Genomic DNA, 23,242 nt, shown 5'->3' on the forward strand with positions numbered 1-23,242 from the left:
TAAAAGGAATTGCCCCTATACGGGCTGCAGCAAGCCCCATTCCTTCAGCATGCCTGCTACCTCTTCACATTCCTTGCTCGTTAATGTGCTGATCGGCGGGCGAACGGCTCTCGTGGCAATCAGCCCCAGCTGGTACATCGCTTCCTTGACTACGCTTACATTATTGCCGTTTCGATGGCTTTCCCGCAGCTGCTCGAAGGGAAGCACCTCGCGCCAAATTTCCATTGCCCGCTCGTAGCTTCCTGCATTCAGCGCCTCCAGCATGGCAAACGATCTTTGGGTATCGACATTTACCATTCCCGACGTAAAGCCCTTCGCCCCGGCCGCGTAAAATGTCGGTGCCCACATTTCAGCCGTTCCGCATATCCACACGATGTCGTCCTCCACAGCCTGTACAGCGCGGCTAAAGGATGGCGGATGATTAATCGCATATTTAATGCCCACGACATTCGGGATAGCTGCTGCCTGCACAATCGCCTCATGCGTAATTTGCTCACTGCGAATATATAGGACCATGGGCAGCGAGGTCGCTGCGGAGATTTGCTTGTAATAATCGACTACACCCTGCGCCAGCAAATAAGGATGAACCGGCTGATGCACCATAATGCCGTCGGCGCCGCATTTTTCCGCATGAAGGGCTAACTCGGAAGCTGTACTCGCATCATAGCCCACTCCTGCAATGACCAAGCTTTGGTTGTTTACGGTATTTGTCACGAACCGCGTAACCTCCTTGGCCTCCTCCACGCTCAGCGCATAAAACTCGCCTGTGTTGCCGCATGGATAGATCGCTTGAATGCCTTGATCGAGCAAATAGCGAATGTTGCCTTGCAGCGATGTCCAATCGATGCCGAGCTGTCCATCAAACGGTGTCACATTGATCGCGTTAATGCCTCTTAGCTTCGCTTTCAAGTCTTCATACATCGTTTCAGCATCTCCTTTCTCTCAATCCTCTAATGTTTGCCCAAGCGGTTTGCCTGCGGAATGAAGGTCAGCCCTTGTTTTCATCCCGCCCGCTGCCGAAGCTAGTATGCTAGCTCTGCGCTTTCGCCGCTGCCTTGCTTTCCTTCACAAACTCAATCGTCCTACGAATATGTCCAATCATCAGCTTCTCGGCAAGATCAGCATCTTTTGCCACGATAGCCTTATAGATGACATAATGCTCCTGAAATCCCCGCTCCAGCTCATCCTCATGCGACAGCGCTTTTTTGCGGAAGGAACGGTCAAAGGAATGAATCGCTTCAATCTGTTGAAAAATATAATTATTTTTCGCATAGGTTCGGATCAATTTATGAAAATGACCATTAAGCGCGATCAGTTGCTCCGTGTCCTTCGCTTCGGTATGTTTGCGCATTTGCTCCGTTGTTTCCGTTAGGACGCTGGCTTCCTCATCCGTTATTTTGAGCGCCGCCATTCGTGCGGCTACACCCTCCAGAGCCGATCGCGCCCAGTTGATTTCTTCAACCGAGTTCATAATGTCGCTGGAGACGAACGTTCCCCGTCTGGCGCTAGTTGTAACCAGCCCCTCCTGCTCCAGCCTCCGCAGCGCTTCCTTCAGCGGCGTTGTGCTGATGCCGAACTGCTTGGCCAGCTCCCGTTCCTTCAAATGATGGCCCGCCTTATATTGCTCGGACAAAATCGCTTCCTTCAGCTTCTCGTATATAACGTCGCGAATCGAGCGCGTCTGCAAAGCTATATCTTCGTCTTGACCATGTATGCTCATCATTACCGCCCCCTCGTTGTGCAGCAGGCCTTGCGCCTGTTTCTCAGGATTTTATAAATACGGTTTTGATAGAGGTGAAAAATTCTATCGCTGCCTGCCCTTGTTCCCGCGAATGCGAGCTGGACTGCTTCATGCCGCCAAACGGCGCTTGTAGCTCCACACCTGCGCTCTCGGAATTGATTCGAATAAGGCCCGCATCCATGTCCTGAATAAAGGATAGCATATGAGCGATATTTTGCGTAAAAATGGAAGCGCTTAAGCCAAATTCCGTATCATTTGCTATCGATAATGCTTCCTCTATCGTATCAAATCGGAGGAGCGCCAGCACCGGGCCAAAAATTTCCTCACGCGCTATGGCCATATTTGCATCCACCTGGTCGAAAATCGCTGGCTCGATATAATAACCATCCTGCTCAAGCCCTGCCGGCTGCCTGCCACCATGCAGCAGCACCGCTCCTTCCTCAACGCCTTGGCGAATATAGGAAGCGACATTATTATATTGCTGCTCGCTGGCGCATGGCCCCATCCATGTATCGGGCGCCAGAGCGCTGCCGACTTTAAGCTCCTTCGTTCGGACCAGCAGCTTCGCCACAAACGGCTCGAACACTTCATTTGCGATAATCACCCGGCTCGTAGCCGTGCATTTCTGACCTGTTGAGCGAAAGCCGCCGTTTACCGCCGCTTCCACCGCCTGGTCGAGGTCAGCATCAGCGGCAACGATCAGCGGATTTTTGCCGCCCATCTCCAGCTGATATTTCGCTCCCCGGGCAAGTGCCGCCATCCCTATCCGTTTTCCCGTCTGGTTTGAGCCGGTGAACGTAATTCCTTGGATGAACGGATGCTCGGCCATCGCTTGACCAACGACGGAGCCTTTGCCTGTTACGAGATTGACTGTCCCGGCTGGAAAACCCGCTTCTGCCAAGCATTCCATCAGTTTGACAGCGGTTACAGCAGTTTCCGTAGCTGGCTTAAGCACAACCGTGTTGCCGTAAATAAGGGCGGGAGCCATCTTCCAGAGCGGTATGGCCACCGGAAAGTTCCACGGCGTAATGACGCCCACGACGCCAAGTGGAACCCGGGTAGTCAGCATTAGCGCTTCACTGTCTGTTGAAGGAATGACATCGCCTGTCTTACGCATGCCCTCGCCAGCGTAATACCGCAATATGGCCACGCCTCTTGCCGTCTCGCCCTTTGCCTCCGGCAGCGTCTTGCCCATCTCGCGTGCCATCGTTTCGGCAATTTCATCAAGCCTTCGCTCAAGCGCTGCTGCTGCCTTAAACAAATATTCGCCTCTTGCCGGAGCAGACAGCTTGCGCCATATAGGCTGAGCTTCCTTCGCAGCCTGCGCTGCAGCATTCAAATCATGGGTGCCAGAGCTTTGCACCCAGCCGACAACTTCGCCTCTGGTAGAAGGATTCAAGCTGGCTTCTACTTCACCGGACGAGGAAGCTACCCACTCGCCGCCAATGTAATTGAAAGCAGTATGCATAGACATGGTTTCCAATCGCCTCACCTCTGCAACTTTATATTTGATATCTGATATATCAGATATTATATTGAATATCTTAAATCGTCAACCCTTTTCACGAAAAAAGCTCCCGCCAGCAAAATGGCAGGAGCTTCTTATCCTTTTATTCAAGCTTATCTAGATCTACTTACCGATGCTCGTACACCTGCTATCCTTGTTCAAAACCATCAATACGATAGCCAGCCCGTCTCGCCAGCGCCCGCAGCTCGCTAAATTCCTCCGTACGGACGGTAATCAGCACATAGCTGTCGCTATTAATATCCATGCAAGCGAGCGCGATCGAATGAGCTTGCAGCAGCTTAAACATTTTCACCAAAAAATCGTAGGTTGGGAGTATTTCATCTGCTTCATGCTTCAAATTCCACTCCACTTCTGGCAGCAGCTGCTTTCGGGCAAGCAAATTCTCAATGAAGCTGGCCACCTCATAGCTGTCCTCTTTCCAGTCGATTTCACATGCCAGCCCCTCTGCTTGCAGCGAATCGACCAGCGCAAACCATGGCAGCTCCGGAATCGGACAGCTAATTCCCCGCTCATCCAGCCGATCGAACCAGCGCACAAAATAATCCTCTTCATGCAGCATAGCCTCAGTTACTTCGTCCACGATCTGCGACTGCCCGAAGGCAAGTCGTCTGCTCAGCTCCAGCAGCGCTGTGCTTCTAAGCTGCGGGTCATCCTTTTCGGCCGAAGCACCCTGCTGCTGCCGAAGCTGCTTCGATCCTCTTTTTCGCTTAAATCCGAATCCGAACCACCCCACGCTGCTCGCCCTCCCTCTTACAACCGGATTATCCGTCTAAAGCGCAAATTGCCGACTATATCCTCGAAATCCAGCTCAAATACATTAGGATCGCGATAGTAGACCGCTGTCGCTGGCAAATAGCCTACAACCGGTCCTGTTCCTCCGCATACCAAGCTGCCGCCATCTCCGCCCTTCGGAAAAAACTCCCCATCCTTCAGCGTCATTTCATACTGGTAAGGGTCACCCGAGAAGCAAATACCGAACGCATTCGGCAGCTCCAAATCGTAAGGTCTTCTCTCGCCTTCGGCCAGCTCCTCAAAATGCCTGAGCTTCAGCCCATAATCAAAGCTGTCGCCCCAAGGATACAACGTCCGGCAGCCGCCGCCGTAAACATATTCCCACTCATCCTCCGTAGGCAGGCTAAAGCCGGATTGCTCGATTTGCTCAGCGACGATATCCGCGTCCAGCTCATCATTAAACAAATAAGCGAGGATGTCCTCCCCTTCGCGTACGAAGCGAAAATTTTGATGACGCTCGTATTCTGAATAGGTGCTGAGCTTGAATTTTGCCAATTCCTCCTGAAAATCCTCATCCTCGGCCAAATCCTCGTCATCGAGCTCTACCTCGTACCAGCCTAGCGAATGCGTCTCGCATTCCACGAGCAAAGCGCCAATTTCCGCCTCGCGGACCGGCGACATTTGATCGCGGATAAACGCATCCCGATCCTCAACACCATATTCGTTCATCGTCTCTTGAAAATCTTCAGCTGTTGCGGCATCCAAGCCTTGCTCCCAACGCTCCCAGCCCAGCGTTACCTTGTCTCCCGGCACATAAACGAACTTATAGCCCTCATAGTCATAAACACCCGTTTCGAGTCCGCTGCCATAACGCTGGAACGCTTTCAGCCCTTGATATTCAAACCCTTCCGGAAGCTTATCCAGCAGCATTTTCAATACAATTTCCTTCTCTTGGCTCGGCAGACTGTTCCAGACGAATCGATTTAATGTTTCCATTTCGCTCCCACCTTTTCGATTAAGTTAACGATATGCAATTATGATTTTTCAAAAAAGCGGTTATTTGTTGCAAGAGCGGCTCCTGCCCCTCCTCATAGAAAACGGCAACCTCCAGCCTATAGGCATAATTGAAACGGATATACCCGCCCAGCCCTTGCAAAAACAATAGGCATGTATAGGCATTTTCAATCTGCAAATCCGGCTCAAAGCTTTCCTTGCACTGGCGCGCCAGCTCAGGCAGCTCATATCCAGCCTTATCCGGGGCAAAATGAAAAAATTGATGCTGCCGCGTTTGCGTCCACGGCTCAAAATAAGCCGGAACCACCGCTTCCTGAGCTAGCTTTTCGCCATATATCTGATTAAGAAATTCCGTATAGTCGGCATGCTCAATCGCACCCTCGGTATACAGCTCGATGATCTCCGAATGCCGCGGCAGCCAGATGATGCCCTTGACAGCCGGATGCACCGCGAGAAAGTCGCCGTCAATCGTCGTGCCAATCGATACACATTCGACGATTTGCTGCTGCGTAATGGGGCTGGCAGCATCATGCTCCCACAACTCCTCCTCCGCGAACGGCTTCAGCACACCGGGATCAGGTACTTCAATATTAAACCAGCCGCGATAAGTGCCTGGGCCGTGAAGAACCAAGAAGCGGACATACGCTTCAGGCAGCGTCAGCTGCTGCTCTTGTTCCAGCTGATGCAGCTTTTCGGCCGGTATAGGCGAACCATTAGGCGATACGATATACATGGGCAGGCCCCTCCTTTTATAAAAAGCGCTTCGCTCTGCTTATTGCTCATTTGCTCCCGCTTGTGCTCATGCTCAAGCTATATTAATAGGCGGCTTGCAGCAGCAGCTCCATTAGGGGCTGGCGCGCGTCTTTTGTTTTGCGAGCTGCTGCCTTCAGCTTGTCTGTCCCGCCCCAGATCAAATATATGAGATGCTCCACTTCATAATCCTGCCGCCCCTTCACTTGCTCCAGCAGCAGCGCCAGATTGCCTTCCTCTTCGAAAGTCGGCTTGATTTTGAGCTTCAGCTCTTCCGTGCTATGCAGCATGCAAACAACGAGCGTTGCGATAGAATCGGCATTAACGCCATAGCGTGCCGCGAACTCGGCGGTAAATTTATTTTGCACGGATTGATGCTCCACATCTACTAGCTTCATATATTGCTGAGCAAGCTGAAAATAACGGGAATCGGCAATGCCTAGGCCGAAAACAGCGTAGCTGCCCGGCATGCAGCTCTTCTCATCCTCTGCATCACCATACCATTCAAATTCCTCCATCGCCACGCGTGCATATTGCTCCAGCAGCGGATGCAGCTCTTCAAAGGCAAGCACATTCGCAAAGAAGCGGTGCGTATCCGATTTGGCCAGCCCTTTCAGCGGCAAATATTGCTTAACGCTCGATTTAAGCTTGATCTTATAGCTTTTAGGGAAACCCTGCTGAAGTAACCGAATGATGAACGCCACCGCCTGTCCGTAGCTCTGCTGTTCCTCCTGTTTGATGACGATCGTTATCGTCGAAAATACATCATTCGCCTTGCAATGCACATAAGCATCGCTATAGTTGCTATCTTCCTTCGGATAGGCGCCGCTGCCTTCTTCAAGCAGCTGTGCTGCTTTGTCGCTTCCGAGCTGCCGGGCACAATCAATAAAGATAAGTCCCCTCTGCTTGCTGTAGCTAGGCTCGAAACGAAGAATAGCGACAGCCGTATAAAGCAGCAGCGTAATTAGCCCCGGCTGTACAGACCCGGCAGCAGCCCCGGACTTCAATTTATACTGCTTCCGTCCATCCTCGCCCTCCTCTATGGTAAAAAACGGCGGCAGCAATTGGTTTTCCACCCAGGCTTTCAGCATGATAATGATGTTGCTGCGATGCTCCTGCAGCGCTTCTCTACGAGATTTATTGAGCTCTAAAATTTTCTCGAATTTGGCAATGATCCATTCGCCGTCCAGCTCTGGAAAAAGCAGCTCACTGAGCAAGTGCCGTGCCAGAAAAAATGTCTCCAGCGGCTTTGTCGGAAACTTGCCCGAATCTAGCTTTTGCGTCACATAAGCTTGTATATGTCCCAGCAGCTCCTGCTTTTTCGCCTCATTCACATATTCCACAAGCGGGAGCTCTATGACGCTTTCCACGGCCCGGAATTTCGCGCAAAAAGTAAAGCGGTAATCCGTAACGGTTGACGCCGCCAGCAATTTCAGGCGCTCCTCGATCTCCTCCGCAAGCTCCGGCTTAACAAGCGTCTCGATCTGCTCCACTGTAAACAGCGCATGCGGGTCAGGCTTTTCATCCTTTTCATCCGGCCAGCCGATGCCCAGATCATGGTCGGTAATGTCGATCTTTTGAGCTGTACAGTCTATTTGTGCATAATCAAAAACCCCTACTTGCAGCTTGGTGCGCTTGATCACGTCTGCTCCATCCTGCTTTTCCAATTGGTCGAACCACTGGTGAATCTCTCGTTTCATCTCATCTATTTCCGCTCGTTGTGCTGCTTCCATCATCTATACTCACCTTCCACTTTCCTTTTTAAAAATTAAGCAAAAACCGTTATGTATACCAACAATTTAATACCCAATTTCATTAAACCTGAACACATCAGCTTTGAAGAAAAAAATGAAAGGGCACCCGCGATGGGTGCCCGGCTTTGAAGTAAGCTATGAAACGCTTCAGGCTGCAAGCTTCCAGTGTCGACTAAAGACGAAGCCTGTCCTCTTATTTTATCCGTGGTGGGTGCTGAGAACAATAAGTCTTATGGACGGTTTAATTCCTAATCCTTGGTAAAAAAGCCCTCGACAGCACCTCTCAAATCGCAGGTTTGAACAAGCTCCGTTTAATGATACAATAGGAGCGTAAATGACCATGCTTAACCCCAACTCAACCCTATGAAGGAGTGACGTAAGTGGCTGTTCAGGCGTATTTGAATTTTAATGGCAACTGTCGTGAAGCGGTATTGTTTTATGCAGAGGTTTTCGGAACGGACAAGCCTGAAATTATGACATTCGGGGATTCTCCTCCAAATCCGGATTTTGAGATGCCAGAAGCAGTGAAACCTTTGGTCATGCATACACGGCTGAAAATTATGGGCAGTTTAGTTATGTTTTCCGATGTGTTTCCAGATATGCCTTTCGTTGAAGGTACGAACATCAGCCTCTCCATCGTCAGCAAGGAGCTTGAAGAACTGCAGTCAGTCTTCAACAAGCTCAAAGAAGGCGGCACCGTCGAGATGGAATTGCAGGAAACCTTCTGGTCTAAAGGGTACGGCAGCCTGAAGGACAAATTTGGCATTCAATGGCTCATCAACCAATCCGACGAAGAAATTTAATCGAGCCTCATCCATAAGGCTTGCATATAAATACCCGCCTGCCCTGTTTGGAGTTCGTCCAAGCAGCGGCAAGCGGGTGTTTTTGAATCGGTTGAGAAGTATTGATAAAGGTTCAGCGTTATGAAAAGTTTAAGCTTGAGAAGCGACAGGATTGAGTTAACGGGCAGGTTAGCGTCGTGGTAGCAAGCTAGTTATGTTGAACTAAGCAATAGGATATAAATGAAAAAAGGGAAATTTGTCATTTCCCGCGAATCTTATAAAGCAATGCTCATGTATGATTTGGAGGTACATTAGATGGCGAAGGCTGATAGGATATACAGTCAATTAGTAAATGAAATTCTTGAAGATGGAGATTGGGACAAAGACCACGACGTTAGAACAACTTGGTCGGATGGCACCCCAGCCTACACAAAAAGTTTAATTTCAAAGCAGTTGAAATTTGATAATTCTGAAATTCCTATACTTACAACAAAAAGAGTTCCATGGAAATCGGCAATTCACGAATTACTATGGTTTTATGTCAAAAGAACAAGTGATTGCTCTTATCTAGATGATAGCAACGTGAAAATTTGGAAAGAGTGGACAAATGCTAGCAACAATATAGGTAAAGCATATGGCTATCAGTTGGGCAAGCCAATAATGCTCAAAGGTAAGATTACAAACCAAGTTCATAATCTAATTGATCAACTAATTAATAATCCTGCTTCAAGAAGACATGTAATATCCCTTTGGAATATTGATGATCTTGATCAAATGGAGCTGTATCCTTGTGTTTGGAATAACCAATGGCTAATAAAACAAGGAATCCTTCATCTAATTGTCAACGCAAGATCAAATGATATTGGTTTAGGAAACCCATTTAATGTATTCCAATATTCCGTTTTACAGCGAATGATCGCTCAAGTTACAGGATACAAATTAGGAACGCTTACGCTAAATATTAATGATGCTCATATTTATGAGCGACACATTGATCCTTTGAAAGAACAGATTCAACGAGAGACATATCCTGCACCTGAACTTTGGATCAATCCAGAAATAAAAAAAATCGATGATTTTACTATTAATGATTTCGAGTTAATCAATTATAAATATCACCCATCAGTTAAAATGGAGATTGCCATCTAGTTCTTCAAAAGAGATGGAGCTAAAGGTTACAATTCGGTCGCCTAACAGCGTGCTCGTTGCTGAACATTCACAATCAAGATATTTTAGCTATCCCCTCAGAGCGTTATCGCTATTAAAATGATTAAAACAAGAAAATCCGCCAAAATGGCGGATTTTCTTGTTTTTCTTGTTAGCACGTTTATAGCATACTCGCTTCTAAATGATGTTCTTCAGCCTCTCGTTCCTCTTCCAATAAGCTGACTAACACATCTGCTAGCATTTCAACCGTGTTTCCGCTGAGAAGATCGCCCACCATTGGCGCGCAGCCAAATTCGCCAGTAATTCGATTGCGGAGTTTAATGGCCATCATAGAGTCAAGCCCGAGCTCCGGAAGGCTGCGCGTCGTGTCGAGAAATTCTTGATCATAGTGGAGCAGCTCAGCGATAATGGCCGTCAGCTTCACCAATACCGCAGACGCTCTTACTGCTGGCTCAAGCGCCGACAATTTCTCTGACCAGTTAATGGCTTCTTCGATCTGTTGCCCCTCGCTACGCGCCTTCTGATCAAGCAGATTGAGCAGCGCCGTGTCAGGATATAGCGTACGGACGGACTTCCATTCTGCGGAAAGTACAGCAACTTGGGCAAGTGGTTGACCGAGCAAATGCTCCAGCAGGCGCTCTCCTTCCCCATCAAGTATGCAATCTAGCCCATTTTCTTGAAAATGGGCTGCCAAGTTCTGTCTGGTGACCATACCGGACAGCCACGGTCCCCAGTTAATGCTCATCGCCGGCAGCCCCTGGCTGAGACGATAGTGGGCCAGTCCGTCCATAAACGCATTGCCTGCGGCATAATTCCCCTGTCCGGCTGGCGGCAGCAGCGAGGCAATGGAGGAGAACATAACGAAAAATTCCAGCGGCTCGGCGAGTGTCGCTTCATGCAGGTTCCATGCCCCTTTGACCTTCGGTTCATAGGCTTCATCGAAAACCTTTGCCGGCATTTGTCTCAGCAGCATATCTCGAATGGCTCCTGCACTATGGATGACGCCTCGGATTGGAGGATGGCCACTGCCGATATAATTCTCCATAAAGGCTCCCAGGCTCTGCTTGTCTGTAATATCGATGCAAATGGTATGCACATAAACGCCAGCAGCTTCCAGTTCAAGCACAAAAGCGATTCGCTCCGCTTGAACAGCCCGTGTCGCATCATCGAAATTATCCCTCAAATACGCTTTCCATTCGTGCCGATCCGGCAGCGGGTTCCGTCCAATCAGAATCAGTCTTCTGGCGCCCCGCTTGACAAGCAGCCGCGCAGCATGCTGACCGAGCGAACCAAATGCACCAGTAATGAGATAGGCGCCGTCCTCGCGACAGCGCAGAGGAAGTGCCGCTCCCGGAATGCGTGCCGCCTGGTTGAGGCGAAGCACATGGCGTTCTCCATTCCGAAAGGCCAGCTGGTCCTCGCGGCCGGCTTCTTCACTGACAAGCTCCCGAACGAAAAGCTGCGCCGCTTCTGCCGCAGTGGCATCAGGATCAATATCGCAAATGCCGCCCCAGTAATTGCCAAACTCCTGTGCGATCGATCTTCCAAGCCCCCATACTGCGGATTGAAAGACTGCTGGCGGTTTTTCCCCTGTGAACTCATCCAGACGATGGACGAGTTGTGCACCGCGTGTCAGCGTCCAGAGACGGATCTTCGCCGTTTGCATGGATATGCTCTGCACCGCATAAAGCACAGAGTAGAGGGATAACGATTTATACTGGGCATAGTTGTCATTCCCTTCCATCCATGGACTGCTCCAGAGCCTGTTTCCTTGCCCATCCTCCATTTTATCTGCATGCAAATGTATGCTCTCCGGTTCAGGAAGATCTAAATTCCAGGCATGCACAATGCCGCGAAGACGGCTGCCAAACGCCTGTAGGGCGTCTTTCACCATTTTGTCGTAATGCTGCTTCGTACCAGGGTGTATTCTGCTCCCATTTAAAGCAGGTACAAAATGATATTCACCTTCGACAGCGGGCCTTACGATAACCGCCTCAAAATCCTGTTGCCGCAGTAGTGTGCTTGCTGCCTCTGCCACACCGCTGTGATCGGCGAGAAACAGCCAGACATCCTTCTTTGTCATGCGCAGCGGCGGGTCGTTCAGCTCAGGAGCAGGCTGCCACTGCGGCTCATAGAACCAGCGCTTTAATTGTGCGCTGCTAATCTTTCCTACACCTGCATCCACCGCCTGTTTGACGAAGCCGAGGAACTCGGCAACCAAGCGTCCATCTCCATCATAGATGCGAAGGTCTCCCTTTGTTATCTTATCGTTTCGCTCCGTCAATCGGCTGTGCGCCCATAATTTCCCCTTTACCTTTCGGTAAAAGCGAATTTCCCCAATACGCACCGGCAGACGAAACTCATCTCTTGCTTCCTTTGGCGTCTCGCCTTCAAGCGGGAATTCTGCGGCAAGCAGCGCCTGGAAACAGGAGTCCATCAACTGAGGATGGAAGATGTAATCCTCTGCCTCCGCTGCCGATAGCTCCAGATTTATCTCTGCCCAGGCCTCATCAATCCCAATATAGGCTTGTTGCAAGCCTTGGAACATGGCTCCATAATCGAAGCCCATACGATTCAAAATGCGGTATGCCTGTTCATGCTGCACGGTGCGGTGCATCGTTTGGCTCGCGAGCTTCGGATTCAGCTGCGCCATTGGTGCTACCGGCTGAAGCTGCCTTACACGGCCGGATGCGTGAAGCGTATACGGACTTCCTGACGTATCCGCCGCCGAATAAATTTGGAACGTACCGTTCTCCACGTCAAGATAATGCTGGGTAAGCATGACAGTGGAGGGCTGTGGCAGCGTAAGACTGCGGTGCAGTTCAATTTGCTCAAGCGCATAGCCCGTTCCGCCCAATGTATGCTGAGCAGCCGCCATTGCTGCTTCAATGTACGCAGCTGCCGGGAAAACCGTCTGATCCAGCACCCGATGATCGCGCAAATAAGGAAAACGAATGAGGGAGATTTCCCCCTCCCAAGCTGCTGCTGCACCAAGCAATGGACGGCCAAGCAGCGGATGGTCGCGCAGCCCAAGACGAATCAGCCGGATGACCTCCGGCTCATGCCAATAGGCCTCCCTCCGCCATGGATAGGCCGGGAGCTCTGTCCACTGCGCTTGCGGATAAAGTGTGTTCCAGTTCGGCTCAAATCCCCAAACGTAAAGCTCGGCAAGCGACAGCAGCATCGCTTCATGCTCGTCTTCCTTACGGCGGATCGATGAAACCGCCAAGGCACGGTGTGCGCTAAAGCATTCATTTAGCGCACCGGTAAGAACAGGATGCGCCCCGATTTCCACAAAAACCGTACAGCCACTCTGCAGTATTTGTTCAATGGCGGGTGCAAAGCGTACCGGTTCACGAACATTGCGCCACCAATAATTGGCATCTACTGTTTCACCGTCAACAAGTCCAGCTGTAACGCTGGAATAAAGTGGAACGGACACGGCTTGTGACGGGATGCCCTGCAGACTGTCCAACAGCTCTTGTTTAATCGCCTTCATGAAATGGCTATGGAAAGGTGCTTGCACCTTCAATTTTCGATTAAATAAATTCCGCTTTGTAGCCAAGGACATAACATCATCCAACGATTGAAGCGTCCCTGCAAGCGTGACCGATGAAGGGCTGTTGATCGCAGCGATGCTTACCGTTTCTTCAAAGCCTTCCAATAGCTTCTTCGCTTCCTCCTCGCTGGCGCCGAGGGCCACCATCCCGCCCATCCCGCTTAAACGCTGCAATAGACGGCTGCGGTGATAAACGATCTGGAGGGCATGCTCTAAGGTATAGACGCCTGCCTCGTAAAATGCGGCAACTTCGCCTGCGCTGTGCCCCACGATAGCATCCGGCACAATTCCCCACGAACGCCATAGTGCGGCCAGAGATATCTGGAGGGCACAACTGATCGGCATTGAAATTTCCGTCTCGTCCATTAGACTATCCACTTCGTCCTTCGCTAGCTCGGCAAGCATAGACCACCCGGCAATTTGTGCAAACAAGCGGTCGCACTGCTCCATCGTCTCTCGAAACACAGGCTCAATCTGCAGCAGCTGCCGTCCCATGCCATACCACTGCGGGCCCATGCCCGAAAATGTCCAAACAAGCTTAGGCCTCACTCCTGGCAGGTTGATACCGGTGATGACACCTTTAGCCGCTTTACCTTCAACAGCCGCAGTCAGAAGCTCTGCCAGGCTATTGCTGTCTTTGGCAATGCACGCCTGACGGTGATGATGATGCTCGCGGCGTTCACCAGCGCTCCAGCACAGATCATCAAGCGCTAAGCTGGAATCGCTTAGCAGCCGTGTGTAGCTCTTGCTTAGCTGCTGCAGCCCTGCCGCTCGTCGTGTGGATAACGGCAGCAGGTACGAGCGCTGAGAAGAAATAGGAGGAAAGTCCAGTCCCGAACCCTGGCTTGCAAAGCTTTTCTGCTCCATGACAGCTGCTTGATTCGCTATTACAATTGTGTCGACTGTTGCTGATGCTTGCAGCATTCCACCGTGGTGACTGCCTACTTGAGCGGCAAGCATGTATTCCTCTTCTTGCAGCAAAATGCTCTTCTCGTTAATCGACAATTCCCGGACGATCACATGTGCATTCGTGCCGCCAAAACCGAATGAATTGACCGCCGCAATGGCTTCGCCGTCATGCGGAGGCCACGGCTCAAGCTTGACGGGCACGCGGATGCCCCATTCATCAAATCGAATGGCTGGGTTCGGATTATGAAAGTGCAGGTTCGGTGGAATTTGCTTATGCTTGAGGCAAAGCACTGTTTTAATCAGGCCAGCTACACCTGCCGCTGCCTCGGTATGGCCTATATTCGTTTTACAAGAACCGATGAACAGCTTCTCCGATTCCGCCCGCCCTTCTCCATAGGCTGCGGCAATGGCTCGCGCCTCGATTGGATCGCCTACCGGCGTGCCTGTTCCATGCGCTTCAACATATTGCACGTCTGCTGCAGAAATGCCCGCCTTGCCCAGCGTTTTTCGAATCAGCCGCTCCTGCGCCGCGGAGCTGGGCACGGTAATGCTAGGTGTATGCCCATCCTGGTTGACGCTGCTTGCCATAATAACCGCCTGAATCGGATCGCCATCTGCTATAGCATTCTCCAGTCGTTTCAGCACCAGCATGCCAACGCCTTCGCCCCGGACATAGCCGTCCGCAGTGGTGTCAAACGTTTTGCATCGGCCTTCCGGCGACAGAAAACCGCCTCTGCTTTCTACCAACGTGTATTGCGGGGTGAAAATCAGCACAACACCACCAGCAACCGCAAGTTCACTCTCGCCCTTACGCAGGCTTTCGCAAGCCAAATGCAGCGAAACAAGTGAAGACGAGCAGGCTGTATCAATGGTCATGGACGGGCCGCAAAAATCATAAATGTATGAAATCCGGTTTGAAATCATCGTGGTCATGCTGCTTGCGGCGGTATACGGCCCGGCGTCCCGCTGAAATGGATCGCCGAATTGCAGCGCGTGGTAATCAAGCGCGAATGCCCCTACGAACACACCAACCTCCCGGCCGCGAAGAAGCTCGGGGCGCTGCCCGCCATCCTCCAGCGCTTCCCATGTAACCTCCAGCAAATGACGCTGCTGTGGGTCCATATGATGCGCTTCATGCGGGGAAATACCGAAAAATTCTGGATCAAACCGGTCGATGGCGTCGATAAATCCGCCGTGCCTCGTTACCATTTTACCCGGCTTGTCGCGGTCGGGATGATAGAAATCCGTGTTCTTCCATCGCTCTGGCGGAACCTCCACGATCGCGTCTGTACCATTTTTGAGCAGCTCCCAAAACTCCTCTGGACTATTCACCCCGCCGGGAAAACGACAGCCCATGCCGATAATTGCAATGGCTTCCTCATTCGTGTGCGTCTGCTCCTTCGCGAACTGCTGATGCTTTTGCTTAGACATCGTGATAGCCTTCCTTTCCAACCTCAAGTCGTTATCGGCGTCCATACCCGAATGGCAGGACTTGTATCTCCCTGCGGCCCTTGCAATAGGCTATAGTCGAGTGCATATATATTCCGCCATTCATCTACGGCAATTCCCGCTGCATTTACACCCTCCGTTGAAGAAAGCAGCGCTCCCTGCGGGCTGTACACGTCAAGCAAATACTGACTTGCCTGATTGCCGCTTCCGGAATAGGACAGTACATACATATTGCCATCCCTATCGATATCCAGATCAATGTACGAAATACCGGACGTCTGGCGAAGCTGCAAAATTGGGGACATTGCGAAATAATTCTGGCTGTTGCCGAACACGTCGAAGGCCTGCAGCCGCTTGTTCCCTGCCTCCAGTACGATGAGGGTACCGTCAGGCGCAGCTGCAACTGCTACGGGCTGCTGCAGCAGTCCGGGTCGTGTCCCCATTCCACCTACCGAATAAGGTCCCGGTGCCGCGCTATCCGCAACCGGCTGTGCGCTTAGCTGCACAATCTGCAGCATGTTTGCGGCTGCGCTGACTGCAGCCGCAAATCCAGCTGGATGAGCGGTCAAATCATCCACCGTACTAAGCGTCAAATAACCTCGGCTTGTTTCCGTAGGAAACTGAAAAACGCCAGCATCTCCGAGTGTGATGTTCCTGAGCGCATACGGCGTCGTACGTGTATCAAAAAACAGATTATCATCGCAATTGTGGCCATTTGCAATGGTCGTCATCGTATAGAAACCGCAGGATGCAGGCTTGAGCGAACGGGCAGGCGATGACGAAATTGAAATAGATTGAAGCCTGTACATTTGCGCCCCTGCCCCGCCGCCGCTGCATGGCGCGCACGCCGTGCCTGATGCCCGCCAGCCATACACAAGCGCCGAAGCAGCAGCATTAAATGATAGGCCTGTCAGTTGGCATAGATTGGTTCCGACATTGCTGCAGTCCAGACTTGCAATCGTCGAGGAATCTGCCTCAGCTGCCGGCTGCCAATTGAAACCTGCCTCATCGCTAAAGGCCAGCGCCAGCGCTTGCTGGTAGCCCTTCGCTGCCGCCGCCGGGACATTTTCTTGAATAACGATGCTGAGGATGGAGGATGCCATTCCGCTTGCTTCGCCCTGGCCAACTACATTTCCAGAAGCATCGTAAATGTACGCCGTCGCGGATATGGCAGCATTATGCGGTACATTGGCAAACGACGACTTCAACAGCGGATCACTCCATATGCCGTTCATCGATCCGCTGCCAGTTTGCACATCGCCATTTCCTGCCCACTTAATCGTATAGGAAGCAGCCGAAAGCGGCCAAGCGCCGTGGACGGGGTCCGGATATACCTCAACCGTTGAAGCTGCGATCATATTTATGCTATAAGCCTGCGTAAACGTTGCAGGAACAGACAGCGTCTCTACCACACCGCTTACTACACCGCTCTGCAGAGAAGACAACATGCCCGCTAGCGGCCAATATGTGCTTTGCGCTGCCTGAATAAGCACATCGTCTTTGTATTTGAGACGCAATGCGGCGAGCAGCTTAGGCAGAGAGCCGCCAAAGAGCAGCTTTCCTGTCTGTGCACAGAGCAGATTGATTGCATCCGACGTTGAAGCGGCAGATGCCAGCAGCCCCGCGTTCTTTTCCAATTCTATTCTAATTCCGCTGTCGCTAAACAACTCGTAATACCATGCGGCTGTCGCCGAAGTATACTCACCAGCGGACTTCATGATCCAAGGGACAGCGTAGCCGAGCACGGCCGAGAAAAAAAATGGCAGCGGATTCGTAACGCTGTTCCACCCAAGCGCGCCCAATGTTCCAAAGGTAAGCCGGACAGTTACTGCTGCTTGCGGAATGTGAAATGACTGCGTCGTCTGCTTGGCAGTGGCAGGCATACCTTCAATTCCGAGTGTGGGCGGCACTAGTCCAATAAACTTCTTCGTCGCAGTTTCAAAGCGCGAGCCTGACTGAAGCCTTGATGTCCATTCCCCTGAGCCAGACGCTATGACTGCACCGGAAGCATCGAGAAATTCCGCATAAAGACTGTAGAATGCCGGATAGCTATTTTGCAGCACAATTTGGAACTGATTCGATTGAGGGTCTGCGCTGACTGCCTGTACCGTAATGCCGCATTGCGGTTGAAAATTGTCCGCCGTCCACTGAAAACCAGCAGCTGGCGGAATAACAGGCTGATAAGAACCGGCGACGCCCTGCTGAACCGACCATAGCTTATTTAGCAAACTGGCGTCCTGCTTGACGAGTACAAGCGTTCCTTCAATGATTGAACCCGTTGCCGCGGCAGTTGCAGATGACAGAGTATATTGATAAACGGGTTCCGTGCCGAGCTTTCCGATCTGCTCGATTGTGGCCCAGCCTCCGTTAGGAGAAGCTGGACCTTGTTTGCTGAACGCTGTTGCAAGTTCATAAAGCAAATTGGTTTGGCTGTTGATATGGCTGTTGACCTCGGATTGAACTGCCGGATCCGGCGAAGACAGCTCCGGATGCGCCCCCGCAAGCAGAACTGCATAATCCATTGGTGATGGATCGACCTGACTTGCCATTTAATAACCTCCTTGATATAGGTTTATCAGCACCAATGAAACGGGTCCGGCACACAGGCCGGCGGCTTAGGCGGCGCAGCAGCCGTCATCATCTGCTCCCATGTAATGTGCTGTGGAGGCTGCTGGTTCAAATACTGCTTCAGCTTTTGCCCATTAGGACATGTCGTCGTACCGTCCATAACATCCTGAGTCATCTGTGTCGCAGCGAGCACGATTCGAACCTGTTCCATCGTATGGGTGTCATCAGAACGAATCACCATCAGCACCGACCCATATACATGCAGCGTTTGATCAGCGTTTGCAATAATATAAAATTCCACATAGCCCTGCTGTAATTGAGAAGTACCCGTGCTGATATTGCTCAAATGCCATTTGCTGCCCGGGATGATGACTTGGTCGATGCTTGCAGTGGAGACGAGCGGATATCCCGCGCTGCTGAAAGCGTTCTGAATGTCAGAGGCTAGATTTTTCAAATCAAGCTCTTTGCTCATGGACTGTGGCAAATTAAACAAATGAACACCAATCGGACCGCCGGATACGTATAACTGCGCGTCTATTTTGATAATTGAATAGATTGGATAAATCGGATTTGAGGCATTTTTAATCGTCCAGTTGCTGCCCAGCGTTACAGCTGTTACAGTTGCCGCCGGATCCAGCGGATAATGGTTAGTTTGGAACTGGCTGCGCAGCGCAGCAGATATCGTCTGGTTGTCCAGATCGACAGCATACGATGAAGGCAGCGTAAAGAACGGACCTTCGTTTAGCGATACCGCTGCATTCGTTAATACTGCATTCTGCAGCTGTGCCTGCTGGAAGATTGCCCCTTGAATATTGGCAAAAGCAAGCGAAGCCTGCTTCTTGTTAATCGACGGCGTCAAATACGTGCCGTTCATCGTCGTTCCAATTAGATTGGCTGAATCGAGATTGCAGCCGTACATCCGGGCCTGCGAGAAATCCATGCTGCCGAGATTGGCATTGGCGAGATCAGCTTCCTCCAGATCGGCGTTATCCGCTTTTGCCGAGTTTCCGTACCAATTGACGCCTGACATATTGACCGCATACAGATTCGCATCGGTAAAAATGGCATTAGGCATATAGGCCCCCGCTAGAACGGCAGCATCATTGCTTGATACATACAGCCATACGTTCAGCACAGCTCCGCCGTTCGTAATGGTATATACCGTATTGTTATCGGTGATGACCCAATTCTGGCTCGGAATGCGGACCGTGATGGTTGCGGCGTTCGAAAGCGGATACCCTGCATTCTGAAAAGCCTGACTGATCGCAGATGTGACAGCGCCGCCGTTCAAATCGGAGATGAGCGAGGTGCTTAGCGTAAACGCTTCCTGCTTGGCTCCAAGCTGCGCACCCGTCAAGTTTGCGCCAGTCAGCGTTGCATTGGATAAGGAAGCGCTGAACAGGGCGACTCCATTTTTCAGGGAAGCATTGGTCAGTGTCGCGAAGCTGAGATCAGCGCCAATCAGATTGCTGCCATCCAGCAGCGCACCCGTCAAATCCGCATGCGTGAAGGTTACGTTCTTTAAAGAACAATTGTTGAGGCGAACCTTTTGCATGCTAGCCCCCGTAAAGTTCGTTTGGGAATCGATGATCGCTGTCGTCAAATCCTGGTTGTTTAGTGTCGAATTCGTCAACGTAGCACCGGGAATTTGAATGCTGTCCAGATTCGCCAGCAGCAGATTGGCACCGGTCAGGTCGGCTTTCGTCAGGTTAGAATGAATGAGCACCGTACCATAAAGGTTTGCACCTGCCAAGCATGCTCCTGTCAGGTCAACACCGTCTACAGAAGCACTAGACAGGTTGGTAGATGTAAAATCACAGCCAGCCAGGCTCGCATCGGAAAGCGACACAAATTTCATAGTGGCGTTGCTGAAATCGACGTTCAGAGCCGTACATTTATCCAGAATGGCGTAGCTCATTGACGCGCTCGCAAAGCTCGAGTTCGAAATAATCGTATCTGGTCCTTGGAATGTCGCTTCAAACAAGTTGCAGGAGTCTAAATTTGCACCGCTAAGATTGGAGCCGGAAAAATCAATTTGGCTGAGGTCAGCTTTAGCTAAATAAGCCCATGACAAATCGGCCGAATGAATAACCGAGGCCTGCTGAATTTGCACCAACCCCGGTGTGATTGACTGCTGATGGAATAAAGCCGTCGCTGGCGGATTGTCGACCGCTACTCTGCTAATCGTGCCTCCGCTCATATTGACGTCATACTGTGTGCCCGATACTTGCTCGACTAGCAAGACAGCATCGCCGCTTGAAACTAATGTAAACCGTGCAGGAGCCCCGCTCCGATCCTCTGTTGCCGCATAGCTGCTTCCAGCATAGACAACATATTTGCCATTATTGGCCTGGAGCCAAAATCCGGTGCCGATATCCCCATAAGCGTTGAAGCGCTGGTCAGGAGAGACGGCGGAAGCCTGGACGGCCACCAGTTGAGAGGTAGAGCCATCCAGGCTAATATATGTGCTTCCAGCTGTATCGCTGAATATCCATTTTCCGATAAATGTCATCATGGTCGAGGACATTCGTATTCCCCCCGCCGATTGTTAATTAAATTTGACTGGCTTCCTTGATGGAGACGCTGCCGTTAATTCCTGAATTCCCGTTCACGCCAGGTGCTCCGTTCGTTCCGGAAGCACCATTAACCGCATTGGACGGGTTTTGCCCCGGTGCCGTGCCATTCACTCCTCCTACGCCCCCAACGCCTGCAAAGCCCGCACTGCCTCCTTGCCCGCCAATAGCACCGTTTGATTGGGCGATAAAGGGCACGTTAAGTGAGGCGCTCACATAAGTGACGGTAATATCGCCGCCGCTGCCGCCATTTCCGCCATTCCCCCCGCTTCCGCCATTGCTGCCGTTGCCGCCATTTCCACCCATTGCTGGGGGGATGGAGCTGGAGCATTTCGCATTCTGCTGGCCGGCGTTGCCGCCATTGCTGCCATTGCCGCCGTTGCCACCACTACCGCCATTACCGCCTGCACCACCTGCGCTAAAGATCGTAATCGGGCTCTGAGAAACAATGGATTGGCACTTCAAAAAGAAAGCGGAGGCTGAGGCGCCTGCGCTGCCCTGCTCGCCATTTTGACCCGAGGATACCGCATTCTGGCCTTGCTGACCATTCGTAGCACTGGTACAATGCGGTGTATCCTTTTTGTTATACGTCCCGTTCATGCCGTTGCTGCCGCTTGTGGCGGCACTCTCGCCCTGCGTGCCATTCGCTCCATTAATTCCGGTTGCGCCTTGAATGACAATATCGTAGCTTGCGCTCATGATCTGCTGACCTCCTTCTATAATAAGTAGCGATTATTGCTGAGGGACGTTGTTGATATAGACCGTTCCGCTCGTGCCGTTTTTGCCATTTGCCCCTGGTGATCCCGCTGTACCGCCGCCGCCGTTCGGATTACCTTGTCCACCGTTGCCGCCGTTTCCTGCTGCTCCGCCTTGGCCGCCTTGCCCTTTCGTCGGAACGCCAAGGGAGATAGAGCCATTAGGTCCTAGCGATTGATACGTACAATAAATATTTTGGCCATTGCCCGAATCACCGCCGCTACCGCCGTTAGCACCGTTACCGCCTTGACCTCCTTTACCTTGCGCGCCAGCTGAGCAATGAGAGGTCGAGCTGCCACCATTACCGCCTACACCGCCAGCGCCAGCATTGCCGCCTACGCCGCCAGCACCGCCATTCCCGCCGCAAGACATGAGCAAGATCGGCCCTTGCACAACAGTTAGAGTAGCTTTAACGACTTGAGAGTCAGAGCCGCGAGAGCCGTTGCCGCCTTGCGTGCCCGGATTGCCCGTTCCACCGGTGCCGCCTTGTCCTGCTTGTGTGTCACAGGAATTTTTACCGTCAGAGCCTGCACTGCCCTGACTACCAGGATTTCCGTTGCCAGCGTTGCCGCCTGGAGCCCCGCTTTGTCCGTCAGCTCCGATGCTTACAAAGTTGTTAGTCGGCGGTGCATCCGCAAGCATGGCGCCGCCCTCTTCCTGAATAAGCGTATCGACAAGCAAAGTGGCATTTGCTTGGTTAATAATTTGCCCGCCCGGCTGAATCGTAATGGTGTTAAAGCTATAGGTAATTGGATTGTCGCCATCGCCAGCTAGAATAAGTGGATTGCCTGGTGTGACAACAATATCTTGACCTGCGCAGACAGCAAGCTGTGCCGGGAAGAAATGCTTTTGCAGCACCTCTTTATAAGATTGGACGTTTTTCGAGTTGCCGTAGATATAAGTCTGATAGGCATTGCAGACGGCTGATTTTTCCAGTACAGACAGCTCCGAGTAAGTCTTATGGTTGTTGCTTGCATCCCATTCAGCGAGCGCTTCATGATGCTCTTGAAGCAGATTGCTCGCATAATGCTCGTCGGAGTTCCCACCAAATGACTTGAAATCATCAATCGATTCAATCGTTACATATAAAGGCTTAATCGCGGTGTCATGGCTTGGATTAGCCGAAATATATGTGCCGCCTCCGCTCGTTGTAAGCGTTCCTTTTTGAATAATCTCATCGGTCAAATTAAATTTCGCCATAAATTGATTGCGGATATCTTGTGCAGTCAGCATTGTATAGTTCCTCCTAGGTTATCGGGGGTGCCCGTTAGTTTTTAATGAACGTATTGCAGGTGAGAATAACCGGTGCTTCGCAAATAATTTGACCACCTTGCTCAAGCGTCAGCGTATCGCATGTGACCGACACTGGATCATGTCCTTGAGGGGAAATAATAAGCGGGCTTCCAGCGGAAACAACAATATTCTGAGCAGTGAACACGCTTAGATTCATTGGAAAGTACCGTGCATTTAAAATTTCGCTGTAGCTCTGCACCTCGTTTTGCCGGCCAGCCAGGCAGGCGCGAAGCGCGTCATAAAGCTGCCGCTCATCCAGCTCGGTAAGATCCTGGGTCTTCAAGCCGGATTTGCTTGCCGGCCACGGCTCAGGAATGTCAAGCTCACTGCTGCTTGAATCGTTGGTTCCGATTATCGACTGCAGCTGCTCTAAACTTTTAACCGTAATCTTCTTGGCTGCCAGCGCGGATTCAAATTCCGGCCGAGTAGATAAATAGGTTGGCCCTGACTTATTCCCTGTAGTCAGTGTATCTTTGCTTGCATCCGCTTCGGTCAACCCGAGAAGCTGCAGCGTTTGGCTGAATAGATCGCCCATGTTCGTTCCTCCGTTTCCTCTATCTGACCGGTTTGCAGTTCCAGCGCCATACAGCTACAGGGTGTAGGTTTGTATGACGCTTAAGCTGCATCACATACTCTTGTATTACTTCATGGCTGCTATTGATTCGAA

General features: G+C 51.3%; 15 protein-coding genes. 2 read left to right on the plus strand and 13 right to left on the minus strand.

The window, feature by feature from the left end:
* Positions 1 to 15: 15 nt before the first annotated feature.
* The 7 genes from ACSR9A_RS28365 to ACSR9A_RS28395 all read right to left on the minus strand — a co-directional run bounded on the left by ACSR9A_RS28365 (position 16) and on the right by ACSR9A_RS28395 (position 7,501).
* Positions 16 to 921: a dihydrodipicolinate synthase family protein gene (locus tag ACSR9A_RS28365; protein ID WP_473761543.1), complete on the minus strand. Its 906-nt coding sequence runs from the start codon at positions 919 to 921 to the stop codon at positions 16 to 18.
* A 109-nt stretch (positions 922 to 1,030) separates the two neighbouring features.
* Complete coding sequence (locus ACSR9A_RS28370) at positions 1,031 to 1,723, minus strand: GntR family transcriptional regulator (RefSeq protein ID WP_473761545.1); 693 nt, start codon at positions 1,721 to 1,723, stop codon at positions 1,031 to 1,033.
* 40 nt (positions 1,724 to 1,763) lie between these two features.
* Complete coding sequence (gene gucD, locus ACSR9A_RS28375) at positions 1,764 to 3,215, minus strand: alpha-ketoglutaric semialdehyde dehydrogenase GucD (RefSeq protein WP_473761547.1); 1,452 nt, start codon at positions 3,213 to 3,215, stop codon at positions 1,764 to 1,766.
* A gap of 181 nt (positions 3,216 to 3,396) precedes the next feature.
* Positions 3,397 to 4,002 carry a DUF6630 family protein gene (locus tag ACSR9A_RS28380; protein WP_473761548.1) on the minus strand — a complete coding sequence of 202 codons (606 nt, stop codon included), beginning with the start codon at positions 4,000 to 4,002 and terminating at the stop codon, positions 3,397 to 3,399.
* Positions 4,003 to 4,019: 17 nt separating this feature from the next.
* Positions 4,020 to 4,997, minus strand: coding sequence for a hypothetical protein (locus ACSR9A_RS28385; protein WP_473761550.1), 978 nt, complete (start codon positions 4,995 to 4,997; stop codon positions 4,020 to 4,022).
* Positions 4,998 to 5,016: 19 nt separating this feature from the next.
* Positions 5,017 to 5,748 carry a hypothetical protein gene (locus tag ACSR9A_RS28390; protein WP_473761552.1) on the minus strand — a complete coding sequence of 244 codons (732 nt, stop codon included), beginning with the start codon at positions 5,746 to 5,748 and terminating at the stop codon, positions 5,017 to 5,019.
* 82 nt (positions 5,749 to 5,830) lie between these two features.
* Positions 5,831 to 7,501, minus strand: coding sequence for a DUF6138 family protein (locus tag ACSR9A_RS28395; protein ID WP_473761554.1), 1,671 nt, complete (start codon positions 7,499 to 7,501; stop codon positions 5,831 to 5,833).
* A 398-nt stretch (positions 7,502 to 7,899) separates the two neighbouring features.
* Between ACSR9A_RS28395 and ACSR9A_RS28400 the strand changes: the two genes are divergently transcribed.
* Both ACSR9A_RS28400 and thyA read left to right on the plus strand, forming a co-directional pair.
* The gene (locus tag ACSR9A_RS28400; RefSeq protein ID WP_473761556.1) at positions 7,900 to 8,322 is read left to right on the plus strand and encodes a VOC family protein; all 423 of its coding nucleotides are present in this window, start codon (positions 7,900 to 7,902) and stop codon (positions 8,320 to 8,322) included.
* 294 nt (positions 8,323 to 8,616) lie between these two features.
* Positions 8,617 to 9,450, plus strand: a complete 834-nt coding sequence (thyA, locus tag ACSR9A_RS28405; RefSeq protein WP_473761558.1) for a thymidylate synthase — start codon at positions 8,617 to 8,619, stop codon at positions 9,448 to 9,450.
* A gap of 178 nt (positions 9,451 to 9,628) precedes the next feature.
* Here thyA and ACSR9A_RS28410 read toward each other — a convergent pair whose 3' ends face one another.
* Genes ACSR9A_RS28410 through ACSR9A_RS28435 form a run of 6 tightly spaced genes read right to left on the minus strand, consistent with a single transcriptional unit; the run spans position 9,629 to position 23,110 of the window.
* A complete protein-coding gene (locus tag ACSR9A_RS28410; protein WP_473761560.1) occupies positions 9,629 to 15,367 on the minus strand; it encodes a type I polyketide synthase in 5,739 nt (1,912 codons plus the stop codon).
* Positions 15,368 to 15,390: 23 nt separating this feature from the next.
* Positions 15,391 to 17,934, minus strand: coding sequence for an NHL repeat-containing protein (locus ACSR9A_RS28415; protein WP_473761562.1), 2,544 nt, complete (start codon positions 17,932 to 17,934; stop codon positions 15,391 to 15,393).
* Positions 17,935 to 17,960: 26 nt separating this feature from the next.
* The gene (locus ACSR9A_RS28420) at positions 17,961 to 20,480 is read right to left on the minus strand and encodes a pentapeptide repeat-containing protein (protein WP_473761564.1); all 2,520 of its coding nucleotides are present in this window, start codon (positions 20,478 to 20,480) and stop codon (positions 17,961 to 17,963) included.
* Between the two features lie 25 nt (positions 20,481 to 20,505).
* Positions 20,506 to 21,225 carry a hypothetical protein gene (locus ACSR9A_RS28425; RefSeq protein ID WP_473761565.1) on the minus strand — a complete coding sequence of 240 codons (720 nt, stop codon included), beginning with the start codon at positions 21,223 to 21,225 and terminating at the stop codon, positions 20,506 to 20,508.
* 33 nt (positions 21,226 to 21,258) lie between these two features.
* The gene (locus ACSR9A_RS28430) at positions 21,259 to 22,515 is read right to left on the minus strand and encodes a hypothetical protein (RefSeq protein WP_473761566.1); all 1,257 of its coding nucleotides are present in this window, start codon (positions 22,513 to 22,515) and stop codon (positions 21,259 to 21,261) included.
* Between the two features lie 34 nt (positions 22,516 to 22,549).
* On the minus strand, positions 22,550 to 23,110 hold the full coding sequence (locus ACSR9A_RS28435) for a hypothetical protein (RefSeq protein WP_473761567.1): 561 nt from the start codon (positions 23,108 to 23,110) through the stop codon (positions 22,550 to 22,552).
* Positions 23,111 to 23,242 lie beyond the last annotated feature (132 nt).

The sequence above is a fragment of the Paenibacillus sp. R-74696 genome (genome assembly GCF_055814915.1).

Coding starts and splice junctions, on each gene's coding strand:
- ACSR9A_RS28365 (WP_473761543.1), bottom strand. CDS start 921: ATGTATGAAGACTTGAAAGCGAAGCTAAGAGGCATTAACGCGATCAAT.
- ACSR9A_RS28370 (WP_473761545.1), bottom strand. CDS start 1,723: ATGATGAGCATACATGGTCAAGACGAAGATATAGCTTTGCAGACGCGC.
- gucD (WP_473761547.1), bottom strand. CDS start 3,215: ATGTCTATGCATACTGCTTTCAATTACATTGGCGGCGAGTGGGTAGCT.
- ACSR9A_RS28385 (WP_473761550.1), bottom strand. CDS start 4,997: ATGGAAACATTAAATCGATTCGTCTGGAACAGTCTGCCGAGCCAAGAG.
- ACSR9A_RS28390 (WP_473761552.1), bottom strand. CDS start 5,748: ATGTATATCGTATCGCCTAATGGTTCGCCTATACCGGCCGAAAAGCTG.
- ACSR9A_RS28395 (WP_473761554.1), bottom strand. CDS start 7,501: ATGATGGAAGCAGCACAACGAGCGGAAATAGATGAGATGAAACGAGAG.
- thyA (WP_473761558.1), top strand. CDS start 8,617: ATGGCGAAGGCTGATAGGATATACAGTCAATTAGTAAATGAAATTCTT.
- ACSR9A_RS28410 (WP_473761560.1), bottom strand. CDS start 15,367: ATGTCTAAGCAAAAGCATCAGCAGTTCGCGAAGGAGCAGACGCACACG.
- ACSR9A_RS28415 (WP_473761562.1), bottom strand. CDS start 17,934: ATGGCAAGTCAGGTCGATCCATCACCAATGGATTATGCAGTTCTGCTT.
- ACSR9A_RS28420 (WP_473761564.1), bottom strand. CDS start 20,480: ATGTCCTCGACCATGATGACATTTATCGGAAAATGGATATTCAGCGAT.
- ACSR9A_RS28425 (WP_473761565.1), bottom strand. CDS start 21,225: ATGAGCGCAAGCTACGATATTGTCATTCAAGGCGCAACCGGAATTAAT.
- ACSR9A_RS28430 (WP_473761566.1), bottom strand. CDS start 22,515: ATGCTGACTGCACAAGATATCCGCAATCAATTTATGGCGAAATTTAAT.
- ACSR9A_RS28435 (WP_473761567.1), bottom strand. CDS start 23,110: ATGGGCGATCTATTCAGCCAAACGCTGCAGCTTCTCGGGTTGACCGAA.